Here is a 23,063-nt window from a genome sequence, read left to right as displayed (position 1 = left end):
ACCATCGGTGGTCAGCTCGTCTTGCCCAGGGCCCGCTGCACGAGTCCGGCGATGTCCAGCTCGTCGATCAGGTCCGCGTCGCCCGCGCCCGCCTCGACCCGCGGCGCGGCGCCGCCGGTACCGGCGTCGGCTTCCGCGTCGGCCAGGCCGAGCAGGGTCTCCAGCACGCCCGCCTCCTTGAACCGGGCGAACGGCACGGACGCCAGGACCCGCCGCAGGTCGTCCTCCCGGCTGTCTGGGTCGTCGTCTGCTTCCCGGAGGAGTTCCGAGCGCAGGAGGCCGACCAGCGCTTCCGGGGTGGGGTAGTCGAAGATCAGCGTCGCGGGCAGGCGCAGCCCGGTGGCCGCGTGCAGGCTGTTGCGGAGGTTGACCGCGGCCAGCGAGTCGAAGCCGACCTCCTGGAACGCCTGGCGCGGGCCGATGCCCTCGGCGCCGCCGTGGCCGAGGACCGTCGAGGCGTGGCCGCGGACCAGCCGGAGCAGGATGCGGTCCTGCTCGGTGTCCGGTACCGCCCGCAGCGAATCGGCGAGGGAGGCGGCGGTGTCGCTGTTCCCGGTGTCGGGCTGGACCGCCTGGAGCACCGCCGCCGCCTCGGGCAGGTCGGCGAACAGGGGACTGGGGCGCACCGAGGTGAACGCGGGGACGAAGGCGCCCCAGTCCATGTCGGCCACCGAGACGGACTTCTCGTTGCCCCGGACCGCCTGGACCATCGCGGTGACCGCCTGCCGGGGCGCCATGGGCAGCACACCGCGGCGGCGGAGCTGGGCGAGGGCGGCCTCGTCCATGCCCACCCCGATCTGGTCGAGGGCGCCCCAGGCGATCGAGGTCGCCCGCAGCCCCCGGGTGCGGCGCTGCTCCACCAGCGCGTCGAGGACGGCGTTCGCCGCGCCGGACGGGCCCTGGCCGCCGCCGCCCCACACGCCCGCGATCGAGGAGAAGACGACGAACGCGTCCAGCGGGGTGTCCTCGAACAGCTCGTCGAGCCACACCGCCGGGTCCACCTTGACCCCGAACACCTCGGCGAGGTCGGCCGGGCCGGTGTCGTCGACGGAACTGGTCTGCGTGATGTCGGCGGCGTGCACCACGGCCGTGAGCGGCTGCTCCGGGTCCGTGTCGGCCACCAGCCCGGCGAGCGCGTCCCGGTCGGCTCCGTCGCAGGTTTCCACGGCGGTGTCGAGGCCCAGCCCGGCCAGTTCGGCGCGCAGGCCCGCCACGTCGTGCCCGGGCGCGGTGGTGACGACGAGCCGGTCGGCGCCCGCCTGGGCGAGCCACACCGAGGCGTGCCTGCCGAGCCCCTCGGCGCCGCCGGTCACCAGGACGGTGCCCCGGGGCTGCCAGCGGTTGTCCCCGGTGGCCTCGGGCACGGGTTTGCGGACCAGCCGCCGGGTGTAGACGCCGGAGCGGCGGACCGCGAGCTGGTCCTCACCGGCCGCGTCGTTCAGCACCCCGAGCAGGTGCCGGGCCGTGCGCCGGTCGGTCGCGGCGGGCAGGTCGACCAGGCCGCCCCACCGGTCGGGGCGTTCGAGCGCGGCGGCGCGGCCCAGGCCCCACAGCGCCGCCTGGGCCGGTGCGGCGACGGCGTCCTGGATGCCGGTGTTCACCGCGCCCCTGGTCAGGCACCACAGCGGCGCGGTGCTGCCGCTGTCGCCCAGGGCCTGGATCAGCGCGAGCGCCGACGCCGCGATCGCGGTCGGGTCCTCCGCCAGCCGGTCCAGGGCGAGCAGGGACAGGACGCCGGTCAGGTCGTGGTCGGCCAGGACGCCGCCCAGCCGTTCGGCGAGCCGTTCCCGGGTGCGGTCGGCCGCGTCGACCTCCAGCAGGACCACGCTGAGCCCCTGACCGGTCAGCTCTTCCAGCAGGGCGTCCTGGTGCTCGGGCGGTGCGACGACCAGCCAGCGGCCACCGGGCACGCCGACGGCCTCGCGTTCGAGCGGTCGCCAGGTGACGTGGTACCGCAGCCTGTCGGCGGTCGACTCCTCGCGGCGCTTCTCCCGCCACCGCGCCAGCACGGGAACGACGGTGTCCAGGGCGCTGCGCTGCTCGGTCGACGCCTGCCCCAGCAACCCGGTCAGCGAGTCGACGTCGGCGTGCTCGACGGCGGCCCAGAAGTCGGAGTCCTCGCCTTCGGCCACGTCGGTGTCGGTGTCCGCCTCCCGCAGCCAGTAGTGCCTGCGGTCGAAGGCGTACGTCGGCAGGTCCACCCACCCGGTCGCCGGGGGCAGCACGCCGCCCCAGTCCACGGCCACACCGCGCACGAACAGTTCGGCCACCGACGCCAGCAGCCGCCGCGGGCCGCCGTCGTCGCGCCGCAGCGTCCCGACCACCACCGTGTCGACCTGCGCCGCGTCGGCGACCTCGGTCACCGGCTGCACCAGCACCGGGTGCGCGCTCAGTTCCACGAACACGCCGTGCCCCTGGTCGAGCAGGTCCGCCACCGCCGCACCGAAACCCACCTGCCCACGCAGGTTCCGATACCAGTAACCACCATCCAGGACCCCGGCGTCCCGCACCCACCCACCGGTCACCGTAGAGAAGAACGGCACCTCCGGTGCCCGCGCGGTGATCCCGCCCAGCGCCTCGGCCAGCGCATCGCGGATGTCCTCCACGTGCCGGGTGTGCGAGGCGTAGTCCACCGCCACCCGCCGCACCCGAACCCCCGCACCGGACAACGACTCCACCACCTCGTCCAGCGCTGCGGCCTCCCCCGCGACCACCACCGAGGACCCGCTGTTGACCGCCGCCACTTCCACCCGGCCCGCCCATGGCTCCAGCCGCGCGAGCACGTCGGCCTCCCCCAACGCCACCGACGCCATGCCCCCGCGCCCGGACAGCTCCGTGGCAATCGCCTGACTGCGCAACGCCACCACCCGCGCAGCGTCCTCAAGCGACAACGCCCCCGCCACACAGGCCGCCGCGATCTCCCCCTGCGAGTGACCCACCACAGCGCCAGGCACAACCCCCACCGACGACCACACCGCCGCCAACCCCACCATCACCGCGAAGCACGCGGGCTGCAACACCTCCACCCGCTCCAGCAACGCGGGATCGGTGTCGCCGCGCAGCACGTCCACCAGCGACCAGTCGACCCACCGCTCCAAAGCCGCCGCGCACTCCGTGACCCGCTTGGCGAAGACCGGCGAGGAGTCCAGCAGTTCCCGGCCCATCCCCACCCACTGCGACCCCTGCCCCGGGAACACCCACACGACCCCGCCCGGCGCACCGGCCACCGCACCGGTCACCAGACCGGCCGCGTTCTCACCCCGCGCCAGCGCCCCCAACCCGGCCACCGCTTCCCCGGTCGAGCCCGCCACCACCACGGCCCGCTCCGCCAGCACCGCACGACCGGACACCAGCGCCCCGGCCACCTCCGCCAACGGCACCCCACCCGAGTCCAGGAAAGACACCAGTCGGCTCGCCTGACCCGCCAGGGAACCGGCGCTCCACGCCGACACCACCAGCGGCACCACACCACCGGGCAGCGCCTCCACAGGAACCGGTCGGGCTCCGTCGGCGGGCGCCTCCTCCAGGATCAGGTGCGCGTTGGTCCCGCTGGCCCCGAACGACGACACCGCCGCCCGACGCGGCCGATCGCCGCGCGGCCACTCCCGGGCCTCCGTCAGCACCTCGACCGCGCCGGCGGACCAGTCCACCTGGGGAGTCGGCTCGTCCACGTGCAGGGTCGCCGGGAGCACCCCGTGCCGCAGCGCCTGCACCACCTTGATCACCCCGGCGACCCCGGCCGCCGCCTGCGCGTGGCCGATGTTGGACTTGAGCGACCCCAACCACAACGGTTGTTCCCGGTCCTGCCCGTAGGTGGCCAGCAACGCCTGCGCCTCGATCGGGTCGCCCAGCGCGGTCCCCGTGCCGTGGCCCTCGACCACGTCCACGTCCGCCGGGGACAGCCCGGCGTCCGCCAGCGCGCTGCGGATCACCCGCTGCTGCGACGGCCCGTTCGGCGCGGTCAACCCGTTGGAGGCCCCGTCCTGGTTCACCGCGCTGCCGCGCAGCACCGCCAACACCCGGTGCCCACGCTCGCGCGCCACCGACAGCCGCTCCAACACCACCACACCCACGCCCTCTGCCCAGCCCGTGCCGTCGGCGCCGTCCGCGTACGCCTTGCAGCGCCCGTCCGCCGACAGGCCCCGCTGTCGCGAGAACTCCAGGAACGCGTCCGGGCTGGCCATCACCGTCGCACCGCCCGCGAGCGCCATCGAGCACTCGCCCCGCCGCAGCGACTGCGCGGCCAGGTGCATCGCCACCAGCGATGACGAGCACGCCGTGTCCACCGTGACCGCAGGGCCCTCGAAACCGAACACGTAGGACACCCGGCCGGATGCCACGCTCGACGCCGTACCGGTCATGAGGTAGCCCTGGACGTCCTCGGGCACCCGGTTCAGCCGGGTCACGTAGTCGTGGTGGACGATCCCGGTGAAGACGCCGACGTCGCTTCCCTTGGTGGACAGCGGGTTGATGCCCGCCCGTTCCAACGCCTCCCACGACGTCTCCAGCAGCAGCCGCTGCTGCGGGTCCATCGCCAGCGCCTCGCGCGGGGAGATGCCGAAGAGCCCGGCATCGAACTGCGCGGCGTCGTGGAGGAACCCGCCCGAGCGGGTGTAGCTGGTGCCCGGGTGGTCCGGGTCCGGGTGGTACAGCGCTTCGAGGTCCCAGCCCCGGTCGACCGGGAAGCCGGACACCGCGTCCCGCCGCTGCACCAGCAGCTCCCACAGCTCCTCGGGGCTGTCCACCCCACCCGGCAGCCGAGTGCTCATGGCGACGATCGCGATCGGCTCGTCGGGGTCGGCCACCGATGCCGGAACCCGGGCGGGCGCCGCCTGCTCACCGAGCAGTTCGGCCCGCAGGTGGGCCGCGAGGAGTGCGGGGGTCGGGTGGTCGAAGACCAGGGTGTTGGGCAGGTCCAGCCCGGTGGAGTCGTGCAGGCGGTTGCGGAGCCTGACCGCGCTGAGGGAGTCGAAGCCCAGGCTCTGGAAGGACTGGTCCTCGGTGAACCCGTCCGCCTCGCGGTGGCCCAGGACAACGGCGGTGCTCTCCCGGACCAGGTCCGCCACCACGCGTAGCTGCTCGGCGCCCGCCAGCCCGGCCAGCCGGTCGGCGAAGGTCTGGCCGTCGGCACCCGGCACCCGGTGCGGGGCCGGGTTGTCAGCGGGCACGACCGCTTCCGCGCCGGATTCGACCCAGTACCGCTGGTGCTGGAACGCGTAGGTGGGGAGGTCCACCTCGACCGTGGCGGGCCGGTCGAGCACGGCCGCCCAGTCCACGGGCACCCCGCGCACGTGCAGTTCGGCGAGCGCGGTCAGGACCCCGGTGGTCTCCGCGCCGCCCTTGCGGAGGGTGGCGATGCAGCTCTGCTCCGGTCCGCCGAGCACACCGAGCGCCATGGCGGCGAGCGCGCCCCCGGGACCGACCTCCAGGAAGGTGGTCGCTCCCCGTTCGCGCAGGGACGTGACGGCGTCGCCGAACCGCACCGCGTGGCGGGCCTGGTCGACCCAGTAGCCGGGGGTGGTGAGCAGGCCGTCCGCGGCGAGGTCGCCGGTCAGCGTGGAGACGATCGGCAGGGTGCCCGGCCGGTAGGACAGCGTCTCCGCGACCGCGCGGAGCCCGTCGAGCGCGGGCTCCACGAGCGGGGAGTGGAAGGCGTGGCTGACCGGCAGCCGCCGCGTCTTGCGGCCACGGCCCGCCAGTTCCCCGGCGACGGCCAGCACGGCGTCCTCGGCCCCGGAGAGCACCAGCGAGTCGGGGCCGTTCACCGCCGCGACGCACACCGCGTCCCGCACCAGCAGGGCAGCGACCTCGGCCTCGGTCGCCTGGACGGCGACCATCGCGCCACCCCCGGGCAGCGCCTGCATCAACCGGCCCCGCGCGGCGACCAGCTCGCCCGCCTCGGCCAGCCCCAGCACCCCGGAGACGTGCGCGGCGGTGATCTCCCCGATGGAGTGGCCCGCGAGCAGGTCGGGTCGCACCCCCCAGGATTCCAGCAGCCGGAACAGCGCGGTCTCCACGGCGAACAGGGCGCCCTGCGTGTACCCGGTCTGGTCGAGCAGGTCACCCGGTGCGGTGAACACGACCTCGCGCAGCGGACGCGCGGCGGGCAGGTGTTCCTCCACGGCACCGCACGCGGCGGCGAAGGCGTCGCGGAAGACCGGGAACGCCCCGGCCAGCTCGCGGCCCATGCCCGCCCACTGGCTGCCCTGACCGGTGAACAGGACCGCCAGCTTGCCCGCGGCCGGGGTGCCGGACACGACCGCGGGGCTCGTCTCACCGCGCCAGAAGGCGTTGAGGTCGGCGCAGAGCTGCCGCCGGTCGGTCGCCAGGACGACGGCGCGGTGGTCGAGTCGGGCGCGCGTGGTGACCAGCGCGTGGGCGGCGTCGGCGAGGGGCACGTCGGGTCGGTCGGCGAGGAAGCGGGCGAGCCGGTCGGCCTGGCCGCGCAGCCCGGCGGGCGTCCGCGCCGACACGGGCACCGGCACGACCGCCGGTTCCGGCCCGGGTTCCGGGGTGGGGGTGACCGGCCGGTCGGGGGCCTCTTCGACGACGACGTGCGCGTTGGTGCCGCCGATGCCGAACGAGGACACCCCGGCCCGGCGCGGGCGGTCGGGCCGCGGCCAGTCGCGGGCCTCGGTCAGCAGCTCCACCGCGCCCGCCGACCAGTCGACGCCGGTCGACGGCCGGTCCACGTGCAGCGTCCTGGGCAGGACGCCGTGGCGCATCGCCATGACCACCTTGATCACGCCCGCGACCCCGGCCGCCGCCTGGGTGTGCCCGATGTTCGACTTCACCGACCCCAGCCACAGCGGGCGCTGCGGGTCGCGGCCCTGCCCGTAGGTGGCCAGGAGGGCTTCCGCCTCGATCGGGTCGCCGAGCGCGGTGCCCGTGCCGTGCGCCTCCACGGCGTCCACCTCCGAGGCGTGCAGCCCGGCCCTGGCCAGCGCCGTGCGGATCACCCGCTGCTGCGACGGGCCGTTGGGCGCGGTCAGGCCGTTCGACGCGCCGTCGGAGTTCACCGCCGACCCGCGGACCACGGCCAGCACCCGGTGGCCCCGGCGGCGGGCGTCCGACAGCCGCTCCACCAGCAGCAGGCCCGCGCCCTCGGACCAGCCGGTGCCGTCCGCGCCGTCGGCGAACGCCTTGCACCGGCCGTCCGGGGCGAGTCCGCGCTGCCGGGAGAACTCGACGAAGGTCTCCACGGTGCCCATCACCATCACCCCGCCCGCCAGCGCCATGGAGCACTCGCCGCGGTTGAGGGCCTGGGCCGCCAGGTGCAGCGCCACCAGCGAGGACGAGCACGCCGTGTCGACGGTGATCGCGGGGCCCTCGAACCCGAAGTGGTAGGCGACGCGGCCGGAGACGACGCTGCCCGAGCCGCCGGTGAGCCGGAACCCCTCGACCCCGGCGGCCCGGTGCATCCGCACGCTGTAGTCGTGGCTGTTGACCCCGACGAACACGCCGACGTCCTGCCCGGCCAGCGTGGTCGGGTCGATCGCGGCCCGCTCGAACGCCTCCCAGGACGTCTCCAGCAGCAGCCGCTGCTGCGGGTCCATCGCCAGGGCCTCGTTCGGGGAGATGCCGAAGAAGGCGGCGTCGAACCCGGCGGCGTCGTCGAGGAACGCGCCGTGGCGCACGTAGGTGGTGCCCGCGTGGTCGGGGTCGGCGTTGAACACCCGGTCGGTGTCCCAGCCGCGGTCGGTGGGGAACCCGGTGACGGCGTCGACGCCGTCGGCCACCACCCGCCAGAGGTCCTCGGGGCTGTGCACGCCCCCGGGGAAGCGGCACGCCATGGCCACGATCGCGATCGGCTCGTCGGTCGCCGCGGCGGCGGGTTCGGCCGGGCGGTGGGCGGTGGCGCCGACGAGCTTGGCGCGCAGGTGTTCGGCGAGCGCCACCGGCTTCGGGTGGTCGAAGACCATCGCCGGGGACAGGGTGAGCCCGGTCGCGGTGGCCAACCGGTTGCGCAGTTCCACCGCGGTCAGCGAGTCGAACCCGGCGTCCTTGAAGGTCCGGGCAGGATGGACGGCGTCGGCGCCGGAGTGCCCGAGCACCTCGGCGGCGTGCCGCCGCACCAGGTCGAGCACGACCTCGGTCTGCTCGGCGTCGCCCAGACCGGCGATGCGCTCGCCCAGGGTCCCGGTCGGGGCGGCGGCGCGGGCCGCCGGTCGCGGCGACGGGGCCAGGCCGCGCAGCAGCGGCGGGACCGGTTCCCGCGCCGCCGCCGCCCGCAGGGCGGGCACGTCGAACCTGGCGGCCACCAGCGTGTCCGCGTCGGTGCGCAGCGCGGCGTCGAGGAGGGCCATGCCCTCGGCGGCGTCGAGGCCGACCATGCCGATGGCCCGGTTGCGGCGCAGGTCCGCCGCGCCCAGGTGCTCGGTCATGGCGCTGGTCGCGCTCCAGTAGCCCCAGGCCAGGGACACGGCGGGCAGGCCGAGCCGGTGCCGCTGCCGGGCCACCGCGTCCAGGCAGGCGTTGGCCGCGGCGTAGTTGGCCTGCCCGGGGTTGCCCAGCACACCCGCCGCCGAGGAGAACAGCACGAACGCGGCGAGGTCGAGGTCGCGGGTCAGCTCGTGCAGGTGCAGCGCCGCGTCCAGCTTCGGCCGCAGCACGGTGTCGACGCGCTGCGGGGTCAGCTCGGTGAGCACCCCGTCGTCGAGGACCCCGGCGGTGTGCACCACGGCGGTGAGCGGGTGTTCGGCCGGGATGGCGCGCAGGACGGCCTCGACCTGGGCCCGGTCGGCGGTGTCGCAGGCGGTGGTGGTGACGGACGCGCCCAGCGCGGTCAGCTCGTCGCGCAGTTCCGGGGCGCCGCCGCGGCGGCTGAGCAGGACCAGGTGCCGGATGCCGTGCGCGGTGACCAGGTGCCGGGCCGTCAGCGCGCCGAGCGTCCCGGTGCCGCCGGTGATCAGCACGGTGCCGTCGGGGTCGAGCGGGCGCTGCCCGGCTCCGGGACGCGCCACCCGCGCCAGGCGCGGCACCCGCGCCACCCCGTCGCGCACCCGCACCTGCGGTTCGCCGGTCAGCAGCACGGCGGGCAGCGCGGACCGGGTGTCGTCGAGGTCGGCCAGCACGATCCGGCCCGGGTGCTCCGACTGCGCCGAGCGCACCAGCCCCCACACCGCGGCCGCGCCGAGCCCGGTGTGCTCCCCGGTCACCACGGCCAGCCGGGTGCCCGCCAGGGCGGGTTCCGCCAACCAGGTCTGGAGCACCGCCAGCGCCGCGGCGACCGAGGCGCGGGGGTCGGCGGCGGTGACGTCGTGGCGCAGGACGTCCCAGTCACCCGACGCCGAGGCGGTGACGTCCTCGGCGGTCGCCACGGAGACGGTGGTGGGGACTCGGTCCACGGCGGGGAGCGGCAGCTCGACCCAGTCCACGTGGAACAGGGAGTCGCCGGTCGTCCCCGCCTGTTCCGGGGAGAACGGCGTGCCCAGGACCGCTTCGACGGTCATGACGGGCTGTCCGGTGGCGTCGGTCAGCTCCAGGCCGGTTCCCGCCGCCGACGTCGCGCCCGGTCGCACGCGCAGCCCGGTGGCACCCGAGGCCAGCAGGCTCACCCCGGTCCACGTGGACGGGACCATGCCGTCGGGGACGACCGTGCGGACAGCGGCGTCGAGCAGGGCGGGGTGCAGGCCGTAGCGGTCCGCGTCGCGGACGTCCAGGGCGACCTCGGTGGTGGGCCCGGTGTTCGGGGGCGCCACCCAGGCGGGGGCGGGGGCCAGCGTGCCGTGGGCGTGCCGCGTCCACGGCTCGTCCACCGGGGCGTCGGCGGCGCGGGAGTGGACCTCCACCGACCGCCGCCGCGCCCGGTCGGGCTCACCGACGACGACCTGGACGGCCCGGCCGCCCCGCCGGGGCAGCACCACGGGCCGGTCGACGGTCAGTTCGGCGAGGGTGGGGGTGGCGACCAGGTCACCGAGCCGGATGGCCACCTCGACCAGCGCCGCGTTCGGCACCGGGACGGCGTCGGACCCCGGGTCGTCCGCGAGCCAGGGGTGCGTCCGCAGCGACCACCTGGCCGTGGCCAGGAAGCCCGCCGAGTTCGGGAGGCCGACGACCGCGCCGAGCAGCGGGTGGTCGGCCGCGGCCTGCCCCAGCGACGCCGCGTCGGTGCCCGACTCGGCCGCCTGGAGCCAGTAGTGCCGGTGGTCGAACGCGTAGGTCGGCAGGTCCACCCGGGCCGACGCCGCGCCCGCGGGCAGCACCGGCGCCCAGTCCACCGCGACACCGCGCACGAACAGCTCGGCCATCGAGACCAGCAGCCGCCGCAGGCCGCCGTCGTCCCGCCGCACCGAGCCGACCACCACGGCGTCGGCGGCGATCTCGGCGATGGGCTGCACCAGCACCGGGTGGGCGCTGACCTCCACGAACACCCCGTGCCCGCTGTCGAGCAGCTCGCCGACGGCGGCCCCGAACCGCACCTGGTCCCGCAGGTTCCGGTACCAGTAGTCCCCGTCCACGACTCCGACGTCCCGCACCCAGTCGCCGAGCGCACTGGAGAAGAACGGCACCTGCGGCGCCCGCGCGGTGATCCCGCCCAGCGCCTCGGCGAGCGTGTCGCGGATGTCCTCCACGTGCCGGGTGTGCGACGCGTAGTCCACCGCCACCCGCCGAACCCGAACCCCCGCACCGGCCAGGGATTCCACCACCTCGTCCAGCGCTGCGGCCTCCCCCGCGACCACGACCGATGACGGCCCGTTGACCGCCGCCACCTCCACCCGACCCGCCCACGGCCTCAACCGCCCGACAACGTCCTCTTCCCCCAACGCCACCGACGCCATGCCGCCACGCCCGGACAACCCCGTGGCAATGGCCTGGCTGCGCAACGCCACCACCCGAGCCGCGTCCTCAAGCGACAACGCCCCCGCCACACAGGCCGCCGCGATCTCCCCCTGCGAATGGCCCACCACCGCATCCGGCACAACCCCCACCGACGACCACACCGCAGCAAGCCCCACCATCACCGCGAAGCTCGCGGGCTGGAGCACGTCAACCCGCTCCAGGAACTCCGGTTCGACCTCGCCGCGCAGCACGTCCACCAACGACCAGTCCACCCAGCGCCCCAACGCCACCGCGCACTCGGCAACCCGCTCGGCGAACACCGGCGACGAGTCCAGCAGCTCCCGCCCCATCCCCGCCCACTGCGTCCCCTGCCCCGGGAACACCCACACGACCTTGCCCAGGTCATCCGCGCCACCGGTCACCACACCAGCAGCGCTTTCCCCACGAGCCAAGCCGCGAAGCCCCGCCAACGCCTCCCGCTCCGAACCCGCCACCACCACCGCGCGCTCACCGAGCACGGCACGACCCGACACCAACGCCCCGGCCACACCCGCGAGCGAGACCCCGTCCGACTCCAGGAAAGACGCCAACCGCCCCGCCTGCGCCGCCAGCGATCCGGCGCTGCGCGCCGACACCACCAGCGGCGCCACCCCGTCCGGCAGCACTCCCCCGGAGTCCGGCACCTCCTGCGGCGCCTCCTCCAGGATCAGGTGCGCGTTCGTCCCGCTGACCCCGAACGACGACACCCCCGCCCGACGCGGCCGATCACCGCGCGGCCACTCCCGGGCCTCCGTCAACAGCTCCACCGCACCGGCCGACCAGTCCACCTCAGGCGTCGGCGCGTCCACGTGCAGCGTCGCCGGGAGCACCCCGTGCCGCAGCGCCTGCACCACCTTGATCACCCCGGCCACACCCGCCGCCGCCTGGGCGTGACCGATGTTCGACTTGAGCGACCCCAACCACAGGGGCTGTTCCCGGTCCTGCCCGTAGGTGGCCAGCAACGCCTGCGCCTCGATCGGATCGCCCAGGACCGTGCCCGTGCCGTGTCCCTCCACCGCGTCCACATCGGACGGGACCAGGCCCGCACTGGCCAGCGCGCGCCGGATCACCCGCTGCTGCGAGGCACCACTGGGCGCGGTCAGCCCGTTGGAGGCCCCGTCCTGGTTCACCGCGCTGCCGCGCAGCACCGCCAACACCCGGTGCCCACGCTCACGCGCCACCGACAGCCGCTCCAACACCACCACACCGGCACCCTCGGCCCAGCCCGTGCCGTCCGCCGTGGAGGAGTACGCCTTGCACCGCCCGTCCGGTGCCAGCGCCCGCTGCCGGGAGAACTCCACGAAGGACCCCGGCGTCGCCATCACCGTCACACCACCCGCGAGCGCCATCGAGCACTCGCCCTGCCGCAACGCCTGCGCCGCCAGGTGGATGGCCACCAGCGACGACGAACACGCCGTGTCCACGGTGACCGCCGGGCCCTCGAACCCGAACACGTACGACACCCGGCCCGAGGCCACGCTCGACGCGACCCCCGTGGTGACGAAGCCCTCCAGCTCAGCCGGGACCGCGCCCCCCGACCCGTACCCCTGGCCCATCAGACCCGAGAAGACCCCGACGTCGGTCCCCCTGAGCGCGGCCGGGTCGATCCCGGCGTGTTCCAGCGCCTCCCAGGAGGTCTCCAGCAACACCCGCTGCTGCGGGTCCATCGCCAACGCCTCACGCGGTGAGATCCCGAAGAACCCCGCGTCGAACAAACCCGCCCCGTGCAGGAAGCCACCCCGGTCGGCGTACGAGGTCCCCGACCGGCCGCCTGCGTCGAAGAGCCCGTCGAGGTCCCACCCCCGGTCGGTGGGGAACTCCGACACCGCGTCCCGGCTCTCGCTGACCAACCGCCACAGGTCCTCCGGCCCCGCCACCCCGCCCGGCAGCCTGCACGCCATGCCCACGATGGCGAGCGGTTCACCCGGGTCAGCCGCCGAAACCGACTCGGTCACCGAAGGGGTGTCCCCCAGGACCTCGGCGCGCAGGCGGGCTGCCAGCGCTGCCGGGGTGGGGTGGTCGAAGACGGCGGTGGTGGGCAGCCGCAGGCCGGTGCTCTCCGCCAGCCGGTCGCGCAGTTCGACGATGGCCAGCGAGGTGAAGCCCAGGTCCCGGAAGGCGCGGTCGGCCGGGACCGGCTGTCGCAGCACAGCGGCGGCCCGGGTGCGGACCAGGTCTTCCAGCAGCGCCCGCTGCGCGCGCTCGTCCAACCCGGACAGCCGATCCCGCAGCGCCGCCGTGACGGCCGGGTCGGGCAGGCTCTGCCGGGCGGGCGCCTCGACCACGGCGCTGAGGATCGCGGGGACGCGGGCCGGGGTGCCCGGCCGCAGCGCCAGCAGCGACGGGCAGTTCGTCGTGATGACGTGGTCGAAGGCGGACAGCAGCCCTCCGATGTCGTCTGCCGTCCCGTGGTCGCCGGGCCGGTCACCCCAGGCGAGGAAGGAGCCCGGCAGTCCCCGCAGCCTGCGGTTCCGCACCAGCGCGTCGGACACGATCCCGTTGACGGCCGCCCCGGGGTCGTCGGGTGAGCCCAGCAACCCGGCGGTGTCGGAGACCACGACGAAGGCGGCGAGGTCGTCGCCTTCGGTCAGCTCACCGAGTCGCAGGGCCAGTTCGGGGTCGTCGGCGGTGTGGACCACCGCGGTGACCGGGTGCCGCAGGTCGCCCAACGCGGTCGCCAGTGCCTCCGGGTCCCGGTCGTCGACCAGGAGCAGGTTGTCCGCTTGGTGGACCGCGGTCAGCCTGCGGGCGATCGCGGCGCCGTGCTCGGTGTCCGCTCCGGTGACCACCACGGTGCCCGCGGCTCCCGGCCACGACGGCGCCTGCGGCCGGTCGACCACGGGGAGGCGGGTCAGCCGGGGAACGAGCAGTGCACCCGACCGCACCGCCACCTGCGGTTCCCCCGACGCGATCGCGGCCAGCAGGGTTTCCCGGCGCAGGTCCGCATCGGTGTCGAGGACGGTGAGCGACGCCGGGTGGGCCTCCTGGAAGGACCGGACGACCGCCCAGAGCGCCGCTTGGCCCAGGTTCTGCGCACCGTCCGCCTCGGCAGCCGCGACCGCGCCGCGAGTGAGGACCACCAACCGGGAAGCAGCCGACTCGGGCCGAGCCAGCCAGGCCCGCACCTGCTCGGCCAGGACCCGGGCGTTCTCGCGGCCCGCGCTGATCGAGTCCTCCGGCTCGGGCTGGAGGAGGACCGTCACGTCGGGCACCGCGTCGACCGCGGCCAGGTCCGGGTGGCACCGCACCCCGGCTCCCAGGGTGGCGGCGAGCTCGGCCGCCCCGGGGCCCACCACAGCCCAGCTCGGGGGTCCGGGGTCGGCCGGTGCCGCCACCGGAACCCAGTCGAGGCTCATCAGCGCGTCGTGGTGCCCGCTCGCCGCGTACCGCAGCCTGCCCGGTCGGTCGGCCAGCAGGCGCCGCTTGACCTTGCCGGACGCGGTGCGGGGGATGGCGGCGACCTCGTGGACCCGGTCCGGCACCTTGTGGGCGGCGAGCCGCTCGCGGCACAGGTCGACCACCGCCCGCACGTCGAACCCGGCGGGGCCGGGGACCACGTACGCGACCGGCACCTCCCCCAGCGCGTCGTGCGCCGCGCCCGCCACCGCCGCGTCGGCGACGCCCGGGGCGGCGCGCACCACCGCCTCGACCTCCCCGGGGTGGATGTTCTCCCCACCGCGGATGATCAACTCCTTGATCCGGCCGCAGATGGTGAAGTAGCCCGCCTCGTCGCGCCGGGCCAGGTCCCCGGTCCGGAACCAGCCGTCCCGCACCGCGGCGGCGGTCGCCTCCGGGCTGTTGTGGTAGCCGACCATGACGTTCGGCCCGCTGACCCACACCTCCCCCTCCACGCCCGCGGGCACGTCGGCCCCGGTGCCGGGGTCGACCACGCGCACCCCCACGCCCGGCACGGGCAGGCCGCAGGACCCGTCGACCCGGGCGCCGCCGGGCGGGTTCACGGTGATGGCCCCGCAGGTCTCGGTGCTGCCGTAGGCGTCGACCAGCGGCACCCCGAACGTCTCCTCGAAGTCCCGGCGCAGCCCGGGGCCGGTGACCGCCCCGCCGACCAGGCCGATGCGCAGGGCGGGCGCGGAGAACCCGTTCGCCCTGGCCGCCGCCACCAGGTGGTGGTAGGTGGTGGGGACACCCGCCAGGAAGGTCGTGCCCTCCTCGCGGAGCGCGCTGATCACGTCCGCCGCCGAGCTGCCGTCCATGATCCGCGCGGTGGCACCGACCGCGGTCACCGACAGCACGCACGCGATGTGCGAGAGGCTGTGGAACAGCGGCAGCGGCCAGAGCACCCGGTCCCGGTCGGTCAGCCCCGGGATCGGCACGTAGCAGGAGGCGACGGACCACAGGCAGTTGCGCTGCGTCGACAGGACGCCCTTGGGTCGACCGGTGGTCCCCGACGTGTAGAACATCCAGGCCACGTCGTCGAGGCCGAGGTCGTCCCGGGCCGGTTCGGCGGGCTCGACCACGGCCAGTTCGTCGTACGAGTGGGCACCCGCGGCGTCACCGGTCACCAGCAGCGTGACCCCGGGTGCCGCGGCCAGCACCCCCTCCGCGTGCGCGGGGTCGGTGATGACCACCGCGGCGCCGCTGTCGGCCAGCAGGTACTCCAGTTCGGCGGGCGGCGAGGCGGGGTTGAGCGGGACCCCGATCGCGGCGGCGCGCACGATCGCCAGGTAGCTCTCCACCGTGGACACCGAGTTGCCCAGGCAGATGGCCACCCGGTCCCCGCGCCGGGTGCCGAGACCAGCCAGGTGCCCGGCCAGCCTGCGCGTGCGCGCCTCCAAGTCGCGGTGGGTGACCACCCGCCGGTCGTCCGCGAAGGCCACCTTGTCCGGGGAGCAGGTCGCGTTCTCCAGGAGTGCGACGGGCAGTGGCCTGATGAGGTCGGTGCGCACTATGCCGCGAATCCTTTCGGAGGAAGGGGGGTCACCAGGAGACGGGCAGCCTGTTCACCGCGAAGACGGAACCCTTGAGCCGCAACGGGACCTCGTCGGACGCGACGGCCAACCGGAGGCCGGGGAACTCCCGCATCAGCGCAGCCAGGCCCGCCCGCAGCTCGACACGCGCCAGGTTCTGCCCGAGGCACTGGTGGATGCCGAAGCCGAACGCCACGTGCCCGGCGGTGTCCCGATCGATGTCCAGCGTGCCGGGGCACCCGAACCTGGCCGGGTCGCGGTTGGCGGCGGGCAGCGACACCGTGACGGAGTCGCCCTTCCTGACCACCTCGCCGTGCAGCGGGATGTCCTCCAACGCGGTGCGGTAGGTGTGGTACTGGTTCACGGTCAGGTAGCGGAGGAGTTCCTCCACCGCGGCGTCGAGCTTCGACGGGTCCGCGCGGAGTGCGGCCAACTGGTCCTCGTGGTGCAGCAGCGCGAAGACACCGACGGACAGCGCGCTCTCCGTGGTCTCGAAACCCGCGAACAGCAGCAGCAGGACGATGTTGCACAGCTCTTCGGTGCTGAGCTGCCCGTCGGCGAGGAGGCGGCTGATGAGGTCGTCCCCCGGGTCCTTCCGCTTCGCCTCGATGACCTCCACGAACAGCGCGCTCGCCGCCCCGTAGGCGGCTGCCACCTCCGCCGGGTCCGCGTCCGGGTCGTGCAGCAGGGTCGGCGCGTGCTCGTAGCGGTCCCGTTCGCCGTAGGGCAGGCCGACCAGCTCGGCCAGCACCCGCAGCACCAGCGGCCGGGCGAAGCCGGTCACCAGGTCCACCGGGGCGCCGCTCTCGCGCATGACCGCGACCTGTTCGGCGGCCACCTCCTCGACCCGGGGCTTGAGCAGGTTCGCCCGGCGGACGGTGAACTCACCGGTCAGCAGGCTCCGGTACCGGGTGTGCTCGGGCGGGTCCATGTGGATGAACATGCCCGGGATGCTCGGGTGGGTCGGCACGAGCTGCCCCTGGTGCGTCACCGGGAAGTGGCCGATCTCCGTGCTGTGGCTGAACCTCGGGTCGCCGAGGACCTTGCGCACCAGTTCGTGGCTGGTGACGATCCAGCCCTCGTGCCCGTCGGGGTAGACCATGCGCGCCAGCGGGCGCTCGGCGCGCAGGGAGTCGAAGACCGAAGGGGGGTCGAACCGGTGGGTCCGCGCCCACGGCACCTCGTAGGAGATCGCGTCGCTCATGGAACCCTCCACTCAGGATGATGACCGGCATCCGCCCCGGGCCGCGACAACCCCGTTGACCGGTGCGAGCGGGACCGTGGACCGAGCAGCCGAATTCCGCGAACCTGGACTGCGCACCGCGGGCATGGACTCGTCACTCTCGTGGATGACGCTAGACGGGCCCTGACCACCGGGCATCCCCCAACCTGGTAGGCCGGGGACCGCCTCTGCGGGGTCGGTCCGGTCACCACCAGACTGGGGGATGTCCCGCTCCCCCAACCCTTCTAGCCTGGCCTGGGAGGCTGATCCATGACACGAGCGGGAATCTGGCGCGCGCTGACACCCACCGAGAAGGTCTACGCCGACAAGGAGATCCACGTGGGGTACACGGTCCGCACGGCGGGCCGACTCGACCAGGGCGCCCTGCGCGCGGCCTACGCGGCCGTGTGCCGCGCCCACCCCCAACTCGCCGCCCGGCTCGACACCCGCGACGGCGAAGTCCTCGTCGTGGAATCCGACGACAGCCCCGAAGTCCAGTTCCACGAGGGAGATCCCGACCGCCCGATGACGGGGGTGCGGTTGGACCAGCACCGGGGGCTGAGCGCGGTCAACGTCGTGCGCGACGGCGACCGGGCGAGCGTGACCCTGGTGACCCACCACAGCGTCGCCGACGCCGACCACTCCCTGCACGTGCTCGCGGCGCTGTGGTCCTGCTACACCGACGCGGTCAACGGCGTGCCGGTCGAGCTGCCCCGCCACCCGTACCCCCGGCCGCTGGAGGACCTGCTGGCCGAGCGCGGCATCCACTCCCCCGCCCCGGCGCCCGCGGCCGTACCCGCCCAGCGCAAGCCCGAACTGGTCGTGCTCGTCCGGCACATGGCGCAACTGCGCCTGACGGCGGCGGAGACAACGGCCCTGGTGGAGTTCAGCCGCCGCAACGACGTGACGTTGAACGGCCTGCTGTCCGGCGCCATCCTGCTCGTCGAAGCCGAGCTGCGCGAGCTGCCGGTGACGGACCTGGCGCTCAGGTTCACCGTGAACCTGCGCAACCGCCTCACGCCACCGGTCGGTGCGACCGAGGGCGCGAACGTGGTCGGTGGCGGGCGGTTCACCGTTCCGCCCGGAACCGAACCCGACGCCGTGGCGATCGGCCGGGTGGTCGGTGAGCAGTTGCGGGCGGGCCTGGCCGACGGCTCGATGCAGCGCAGCCTCCTGGACATGGTGGACCTGGTCAACCGGCTGTCCTCCGGCCCGTGGCAGCACCAACCGCCACCCGGCCCGGCGCCCGCCGTGATCAGCCTGACCAACTGGGGCCCGATACCACCGCTGCGGTCGCCGGACGGGGTGGAGCTGACCAACTTCCACTCCTGTTCCCACATCAGGGAAGCACCCGCGGCGTTCGAGGCGGCCCGCGGTTACGTGGCGAGCACCTTCAACGGGCGCCTGGGCATCGACCTGGCCTTCCCGGAGAAGGATGCCGCGCAGGTCGAACGACTCGAACGCATCCGCGAGCTGCTGACCCGGTTCGCGGGGCAGAGCTGACCGTCCCCCGTGGTGCCCGGCTCCACGGGGCTGGGGCGGCCTACCAGGTGACCAGGAGCCGCTGCACGCCGTGGACGTTCTGCGAGGGGTCGCGCACCTCGACGTCCTCGGCGGGCTCCGCGAGCCGCAGGGTCGGGAAGCGGGTGAACAGGGCGGGGAAGGCCGCGCGCATCTCGATGCGCGCCAGTTGCTTGCCCAGGCACGGGTGCACGCCGTAGCCGAACCCCAGGTGCCCGGCCGCGTCGCGGTGCAGGTCGAGGGTGTCCGGGTCGGCGAACCGGGCCGGGTCGCGGTTGGCGGACTGCAACGAGACCGCCACCGTCTCACCGGCCCTGACCACCTGGCCCGCCAGTTCGACGTCTTCGAGCGCGCCCCGGGAACCGGTGTGGATGACGCTCAGGTAGCGCATCAGCTCCTCCACGGCGCGATCGGCGAGGTCGGGTTCCGCGCGCAGGGACGCGAGCTGGTCGGGGTGGGTCAGCAGCGCGAACGTCCCCAGGGTCAACATGCTGGAGGTCGACTCGACGCCCGCCATCAGCATGATGGCGGCCAGCCCCGACAGTTCCTCGTCGGTCAGCTCGGACGTGGCCAGGTCGCTGAGCAGGTCACCGGTCGGCGCCGCGCGCTTGGCGGCGATGAGCCCGCGGAAGTAGTCCTGCATGTCGGTGAAGCCCATGTCCACGAAGGTCGTGGGGATCTCCTCCGTCGTCGGTGGCTGGAACCGGTCGCGGTCGCCGGGCGGCACGCCGAGCAGTTCGCAGACCGAGAGCATCGGCACCGGGCGGGCGAAGACCTCCACCAGGCTCACCGGACCGCCGCGCCGCTCCATGTCGTCCAACCGGTCGGCGACGATCCGCTCGATGACGCGGGTGTACCGGCGCATCCGCCGGGTGGTGAACCTGCCCGACAGCAGCCGCCGGTACCGGGTGTGCTCCGGGCGGTCGATGTGCAGCATGTCGCCGGGGATCGGCGGCAGCCCCTGGCCGATGTCGGCCAGGGGCCAGTGCCGCCGGTCGTTGCGGTGGCTGAACCGCGGGTCCGACAGCACGGTCCGCACCGCGGCGTAGCCGGTGGCCAGCCAGCCGAGGTGGCCGTCCGGGAACACCATGCGGGTCAGCGGCCCCCGCTCGCGCAGCCCGGCCAGTTCGGCGGGCGGGTCGAACGGGCAGCCGGTCGGGCGGGCGGTGGGCAGGCGCGCGGGCGTTTCGGTCATGTCGGCAACCTCGGGTGCGGGTTCACGGCGGGTCGAACGCGGGCCGAGGCGCGGACTCCGGCGGGACCACCGGCCGCGCGCTCACGGGCGACGGGCGCGCGGGGGTCAGGCGCGCGTCGCCTCCAGCAGCCAGATCGGCAGCAGCGTGGCGCCCGCGTCGTCGGTGTCGAGCTTCTTGCCCTGGTAGTCCTGGCGCAGCGGCTCCGACAGCACCTCCGTGGTCAGGTACTGGGCGCGCAGCGAGTTGATCGTCCACTCCGGACCGCTGAAGGCGGTGCGGATGGTTTCCTCGGTGATCGGCTCCGGGCCCGCCGCGTCGCCGCGGGAGCACCACTGCAGCAGCCTGCCGCCGGGGCGCAGCGCCCGCGCGACGGCGTCGGCGTACTCGCGGCGCTGGGTGGGGCCGAAGCAGTGGAACACCAGGCTGCTGGTCACCGTGTCGAACGCGCCGTCGTGGCCGTCCAGCCGGGTCGCGTTGCCCACGGCGAAGGTCACCGCGACGCCCTGCTCGGCCGCGCGGGCCCGCGCCTTCTCCACGGCGGTGGGCGCGACGTCCAGGCCGGTCACCCGGTGGCCCTGCTTGGCGAGGAAGATCGCGTTGTCGCCGAGGCCCGCGCCGATGTCGAGCACGTCGCCGGACACGCGGCCCGCGGCCTCCAGCTCCACCAGCACCGGCTGCGGGGCGCCGATGTCCCAGGGCATCCGCTCCAGCACGACGCCCTCGACCAGCGCGGTCTCCCGGTAGGCCCGCTCGTAGTCCACGGTCGTCGCGTCGAAGTGCTGGTAAGCGTTGTCGGCCATCGGATCCGTCCCTCGTGTCGACGATTGACTGCGTCCCCAGGATGGGGCAGCGCCGACCCGCTGAGCACCCCTCAACCTGGTAAGGATCTCCGCGCCCCCGATGCCCCTGCGCAGCAGGCCGGGGTGACCACATCGTGATCACCCGATCGAGCGGTTTCCCCGTGCACTGCCCGGTCGTTGGACCGGTGCAGTCCCTACGACGTGAGGACACGGGATGAGAAGGTTCGGTGCCGCGATGGCCGCCGTACTGGTGGTGGCGGGTGGTGCCCCGGCGGGCGCGGTGGACGGCACCCTGCCCGGTGGGATCGGGATCGCGGTGGACGTCGAGGCACCGCTGCCGGACACGGTCATCCCCAAGGGCACCACCACGGTCGTCGGCACGGCGTCGGTCGGCACGGGCGCGGTGCCGCCCACCACGTCGGTGACCTACGTGCTGGACGGGTCGGGCAGCCTGAGCGCCGCCGGGTTCGCCCAGGAGAAGGCGGCCGTCGAGCGGTTCCACCGGCAGTACGCGCTGAACCCCGCCTACGGGATCGGCAGCGTCGGCCTGGCGACCTTCGCCACCGACGGGCGCAGCATCGACGTGGACGCGGCGCCGGGGACCCAGCTCGCCGTCGCGCCCACCGCCGACAACAACGGCAGCGGTGCCCCGGACTTCCTCGAAGCGCTGGGCGCCATGCCCTACCTCGACGGCAGCACGAACTTCATCGCCGGGCTGGAACGGGCGGCGGAGGTGTCGGCGGCGACCACGGGCACGCGCAAGCTGGTGCTGTTCCTGTCCGACGGCCGCCACAACGTGGGCACCGGCGGTGAGGCGGAGCGCATGCTGGCCGACCTGCCGGACGCGGTCGACATCCACACCTTCGGGTTCGGCCCCGACGCCTCCTGCCAGGGCGGGCCGGTGTCCCTGGAGCGGATCGCGCGGGCCACCGGCGGCACCTGCTCGATGTCGGGGTTCGCCGACCTGGGGCAGGCGCTGTCGCGGCTGCTGGCCTCCGAGCTGCACCACCTGACGCTGACCGTGGACGGCGGCCCGGAGCTGCCGATCACCGACATCACCCCCGCCCTGCCCCAGCCGGGGCCGAAGCAGGTCCGCTACACCGTGCGGACCCCGCCGCTGGACGTGGGGAACCACCCGCTGTGCGTCACCGCCCACGGCAGCGACTACGCCGGACCGGGGAAGGTCACCGACTGCACCAACGTGATCATCCTCGCCCCCTCCACCACCCCCGGTCCCACCACGACCACGAACCCGCCCGCCACCACCACCCCGACCGGCGCCACCAGCCCCGGTGCCCCGCCGCCCGCGGCGGCACTGCCCGGCAACAGCCAGGTCAGCGCCATCCCGCGCGGCGGCGTGGCCACCGGCGGCGGGACGGTGGTCCCGTGATCGCCCGCGGCCGGGTGCTCGTCGCGGCGCTGGTGGGCGCGCTCGCCGCGGGCCTGATCACCACCGGTCTGCTCTGGTCCCCGGAGGTGACGGGCGGCCACCCCGTCGGCAGGGCCACCACCCCTCCACCGGCGGTGTCCGCCGCCGCGCCCGTCGAGGTCAACATCCCCGCCCTCGGCGCCCGGTCCAGCCTCATCCCCCTGGGCCTCAACCCCGACGGCACCGCCGAGGTCCCCCCGCTCGACCACCCCGCGCAGGCGGGTTGGTACAAGCACGGCCCTGCCCCCGGCGACCCCGGCCCCGCCGTGCTGCTCGGCCACGTCGACGGCCACAGCCTGCCGGGGATCTTCCACGACCTGGCCACCCTCACCCCGGGCGACCGCGTCGAGGTCACCCGCAACGACCGGAGCACGGCCGCCTTCACCGTCCGCCGGGTCGACCGCGTCGCGAAGACCGACTTCCCCACCGACGCCGTCTACGGGGAGACCGACGACCCGCAACTGCGCCTGATCACCTGCGGCGGCGCCTTCGACCGGGCCACCGGCAACTACGAGGACAACGTCATCGTCTACGCCGACCTGGTCTGAGCCGGGAGCGGTTCAGGCCCGGCGCAGCGGTGCGAGCACGTCGGTCAGGCTGATCACCTCGGTGAGCATCCGCTGGAGCACGGCGTCGTGGCTCTCGGCCGGGGTGAAGGTGGTGAACTCCGCGCAGTCGGTCCACAGCGACAGGTTGACCTGGGTGTAGGCGGTCGCGAGCTGCACCGCGCCCGCGATCTGCCGCAGGTGTTCGACGGCGCGGGCGCCGTTGACGTTGCTGCCGTACCCGACGAAGCAGGCCGCCTTGTGGTTCCACTCCTGGTAGACGAAGTCGATGGCGTTCTTGAGCACGGCCGGGATCGACCAGTTGTACTCGGGGGTGACGAACACGAACCCGTCCAGCTCGGCGACCTTGGCGCTCCAGGCTCGGGTGTGGGCGTGCTCGTACACGCCCAACCGGGGCACGCGGGGCTCGTCGAACAGGGGCAGGTCGTAGTCGGCGAGGTCGACGACCTCGAAGTCGGCGTCCCCGCGCGCCGCGGCCGCCTTCTCGACCCACCGCGCGACCTGGGGTCCGAGGCGCCCGGGGCGCGTGGTGCCGATGATGATCCCGATCCTGGTCATGCGCGCCTCCACGTCCGAGCGG

The 23,063-nt window shown here is 74.5% G+C and carries 8 protein-coding genes; 3 read left to right on the top strand and 5 right to left on the bottom strand.

Annotated features, from left to right (window positions below):
* Window positions 1-11: 11 nt before the first annotated feature.
* Together L6E12_RS08855 and L6E12_RS08850 are read right to left on the bottom strand one after the other, a co-directional pair.
* Entirely contained in the window at window positions 12-15,728 is a 15,717-nt protein-coding gene (locus L6E12_RS08855; protein WP_236227396.1) for a type I polyketide synthase, read from the bottom strand.
* A 31-nt stretch (window positions 15,729-15,759) separates the two neighbouring features.
* Window positions 15,760-16,953, bottom strand: coding sequence for a cytochrome P450 (locus L6E12_RS08850; RefSeq protein ID WP_236227395.1), 1,194 nt, complete (start codon window positions 16,951-16,953; stop codon window positions 15,760-15,762).
* A 288-nt stretch (window positions 16,954-17,241) separates the two neighbouring features.
* On the opposite strand from L6E12_RS08850, the gene L6E12_RS08845 reads away from it, so the two are divergent.
* A complete protein-coding gene (locus tag L6E12_RS08845; RefSeq protein WP_236227394.1) occupies window positions 17,242-18,474 on the top strand; it encodes an acyltransferase in 1,233 nt (410 codons plus the stop codon).
* Window positions 18,475-18,514: 40 nt separating this feature from the next.
* Here L6E12_RS08845 and L6E12_RS08840 read toward each other — a convergent pair whose 3' ends face one another.
* Together L6E12_RS08840 and L6E12_RS08835 are read right to left on the bottom strand one after the other, a co-directional pair.
* On the bottom strand, window positions 18,515-19,687 hold the full coding sequence (locus tag L6E12_RS08840; protein WP_236227393.1) for a cytochrome P450: 1,173 nt from the start codon (window positions 19,685-19,687) through the stop codon (window positions 18,515-18,517).
* Between the two features lie 105 nt (window positions 19,688-19,792).
* Window positions 19,793-20,488, bottom strand: coding sequence for a class I SAM-dependent methyltransferase (locus L6E12_RS08835; RefSeq protein ID WP_236227392.1), 696 nt, complete (start codon window positions 20,486-20,488; stop codon window positions 19,793-19,795).
* 214 nt (window positions 20,489-20,702) lie between these two features.
* Between L6E12_RS08835 and L6E12_RS08830 the strand changes: the two genes are divergently transcribed.
* Entirely contained in the window at window positions 20,703-21,878 is a 1,176-nt protein-coding gene (locus tag L6E12_RS08830; RefSeq protein WP_236227391.1) for a vWA domain-containing protein, read from the top strand.
* Window positions 21,875-22,465, top strand: coding sequence for a class F sortase (locus tag L6E12_RS08825; protein WP_308074469.1), 591 nt, complete (start codon window positions 21,875-21,877; stop codon window positions 22,463-22,465). The genes L6E12_RS08830 and L6E12_RS08825 overlap by 4 nt, the downstream gene beginning before the upstream one ends.
* Window positions 22,466-22,477: 12 nt before the next feature.
* Here L6E12_RS08825 and L6E12_RS08820 read toward each other — a convergent pair whose 3' ends face one another.
* Window positions 22,478-23,041, bottom strand: a complete 564-nt coding sequence (locus L6E12_RS08820; RefSeq protein WP_236227390.1) for an NADPH-dependent FMN reductase — start codon at window positions 23,039-23,041, stop codon at window positions 22,478-22,480.
* Window positions 23,042-23,063: the final 22 nt, after the last annotated feature.

The organism is Actinokineospora sp. PR83, assembly GCF_021056305.1.
Lineage (GTDB): Bacteria > Actinomycetota > Actinomycetes > Mycobacteriales > Pseudonocardiaceae > Actinokineospora > Actinokineospora spheciospongiae.
This window is presented reverse-complemented; position numbering and strand designations above follow the sequence as displayed.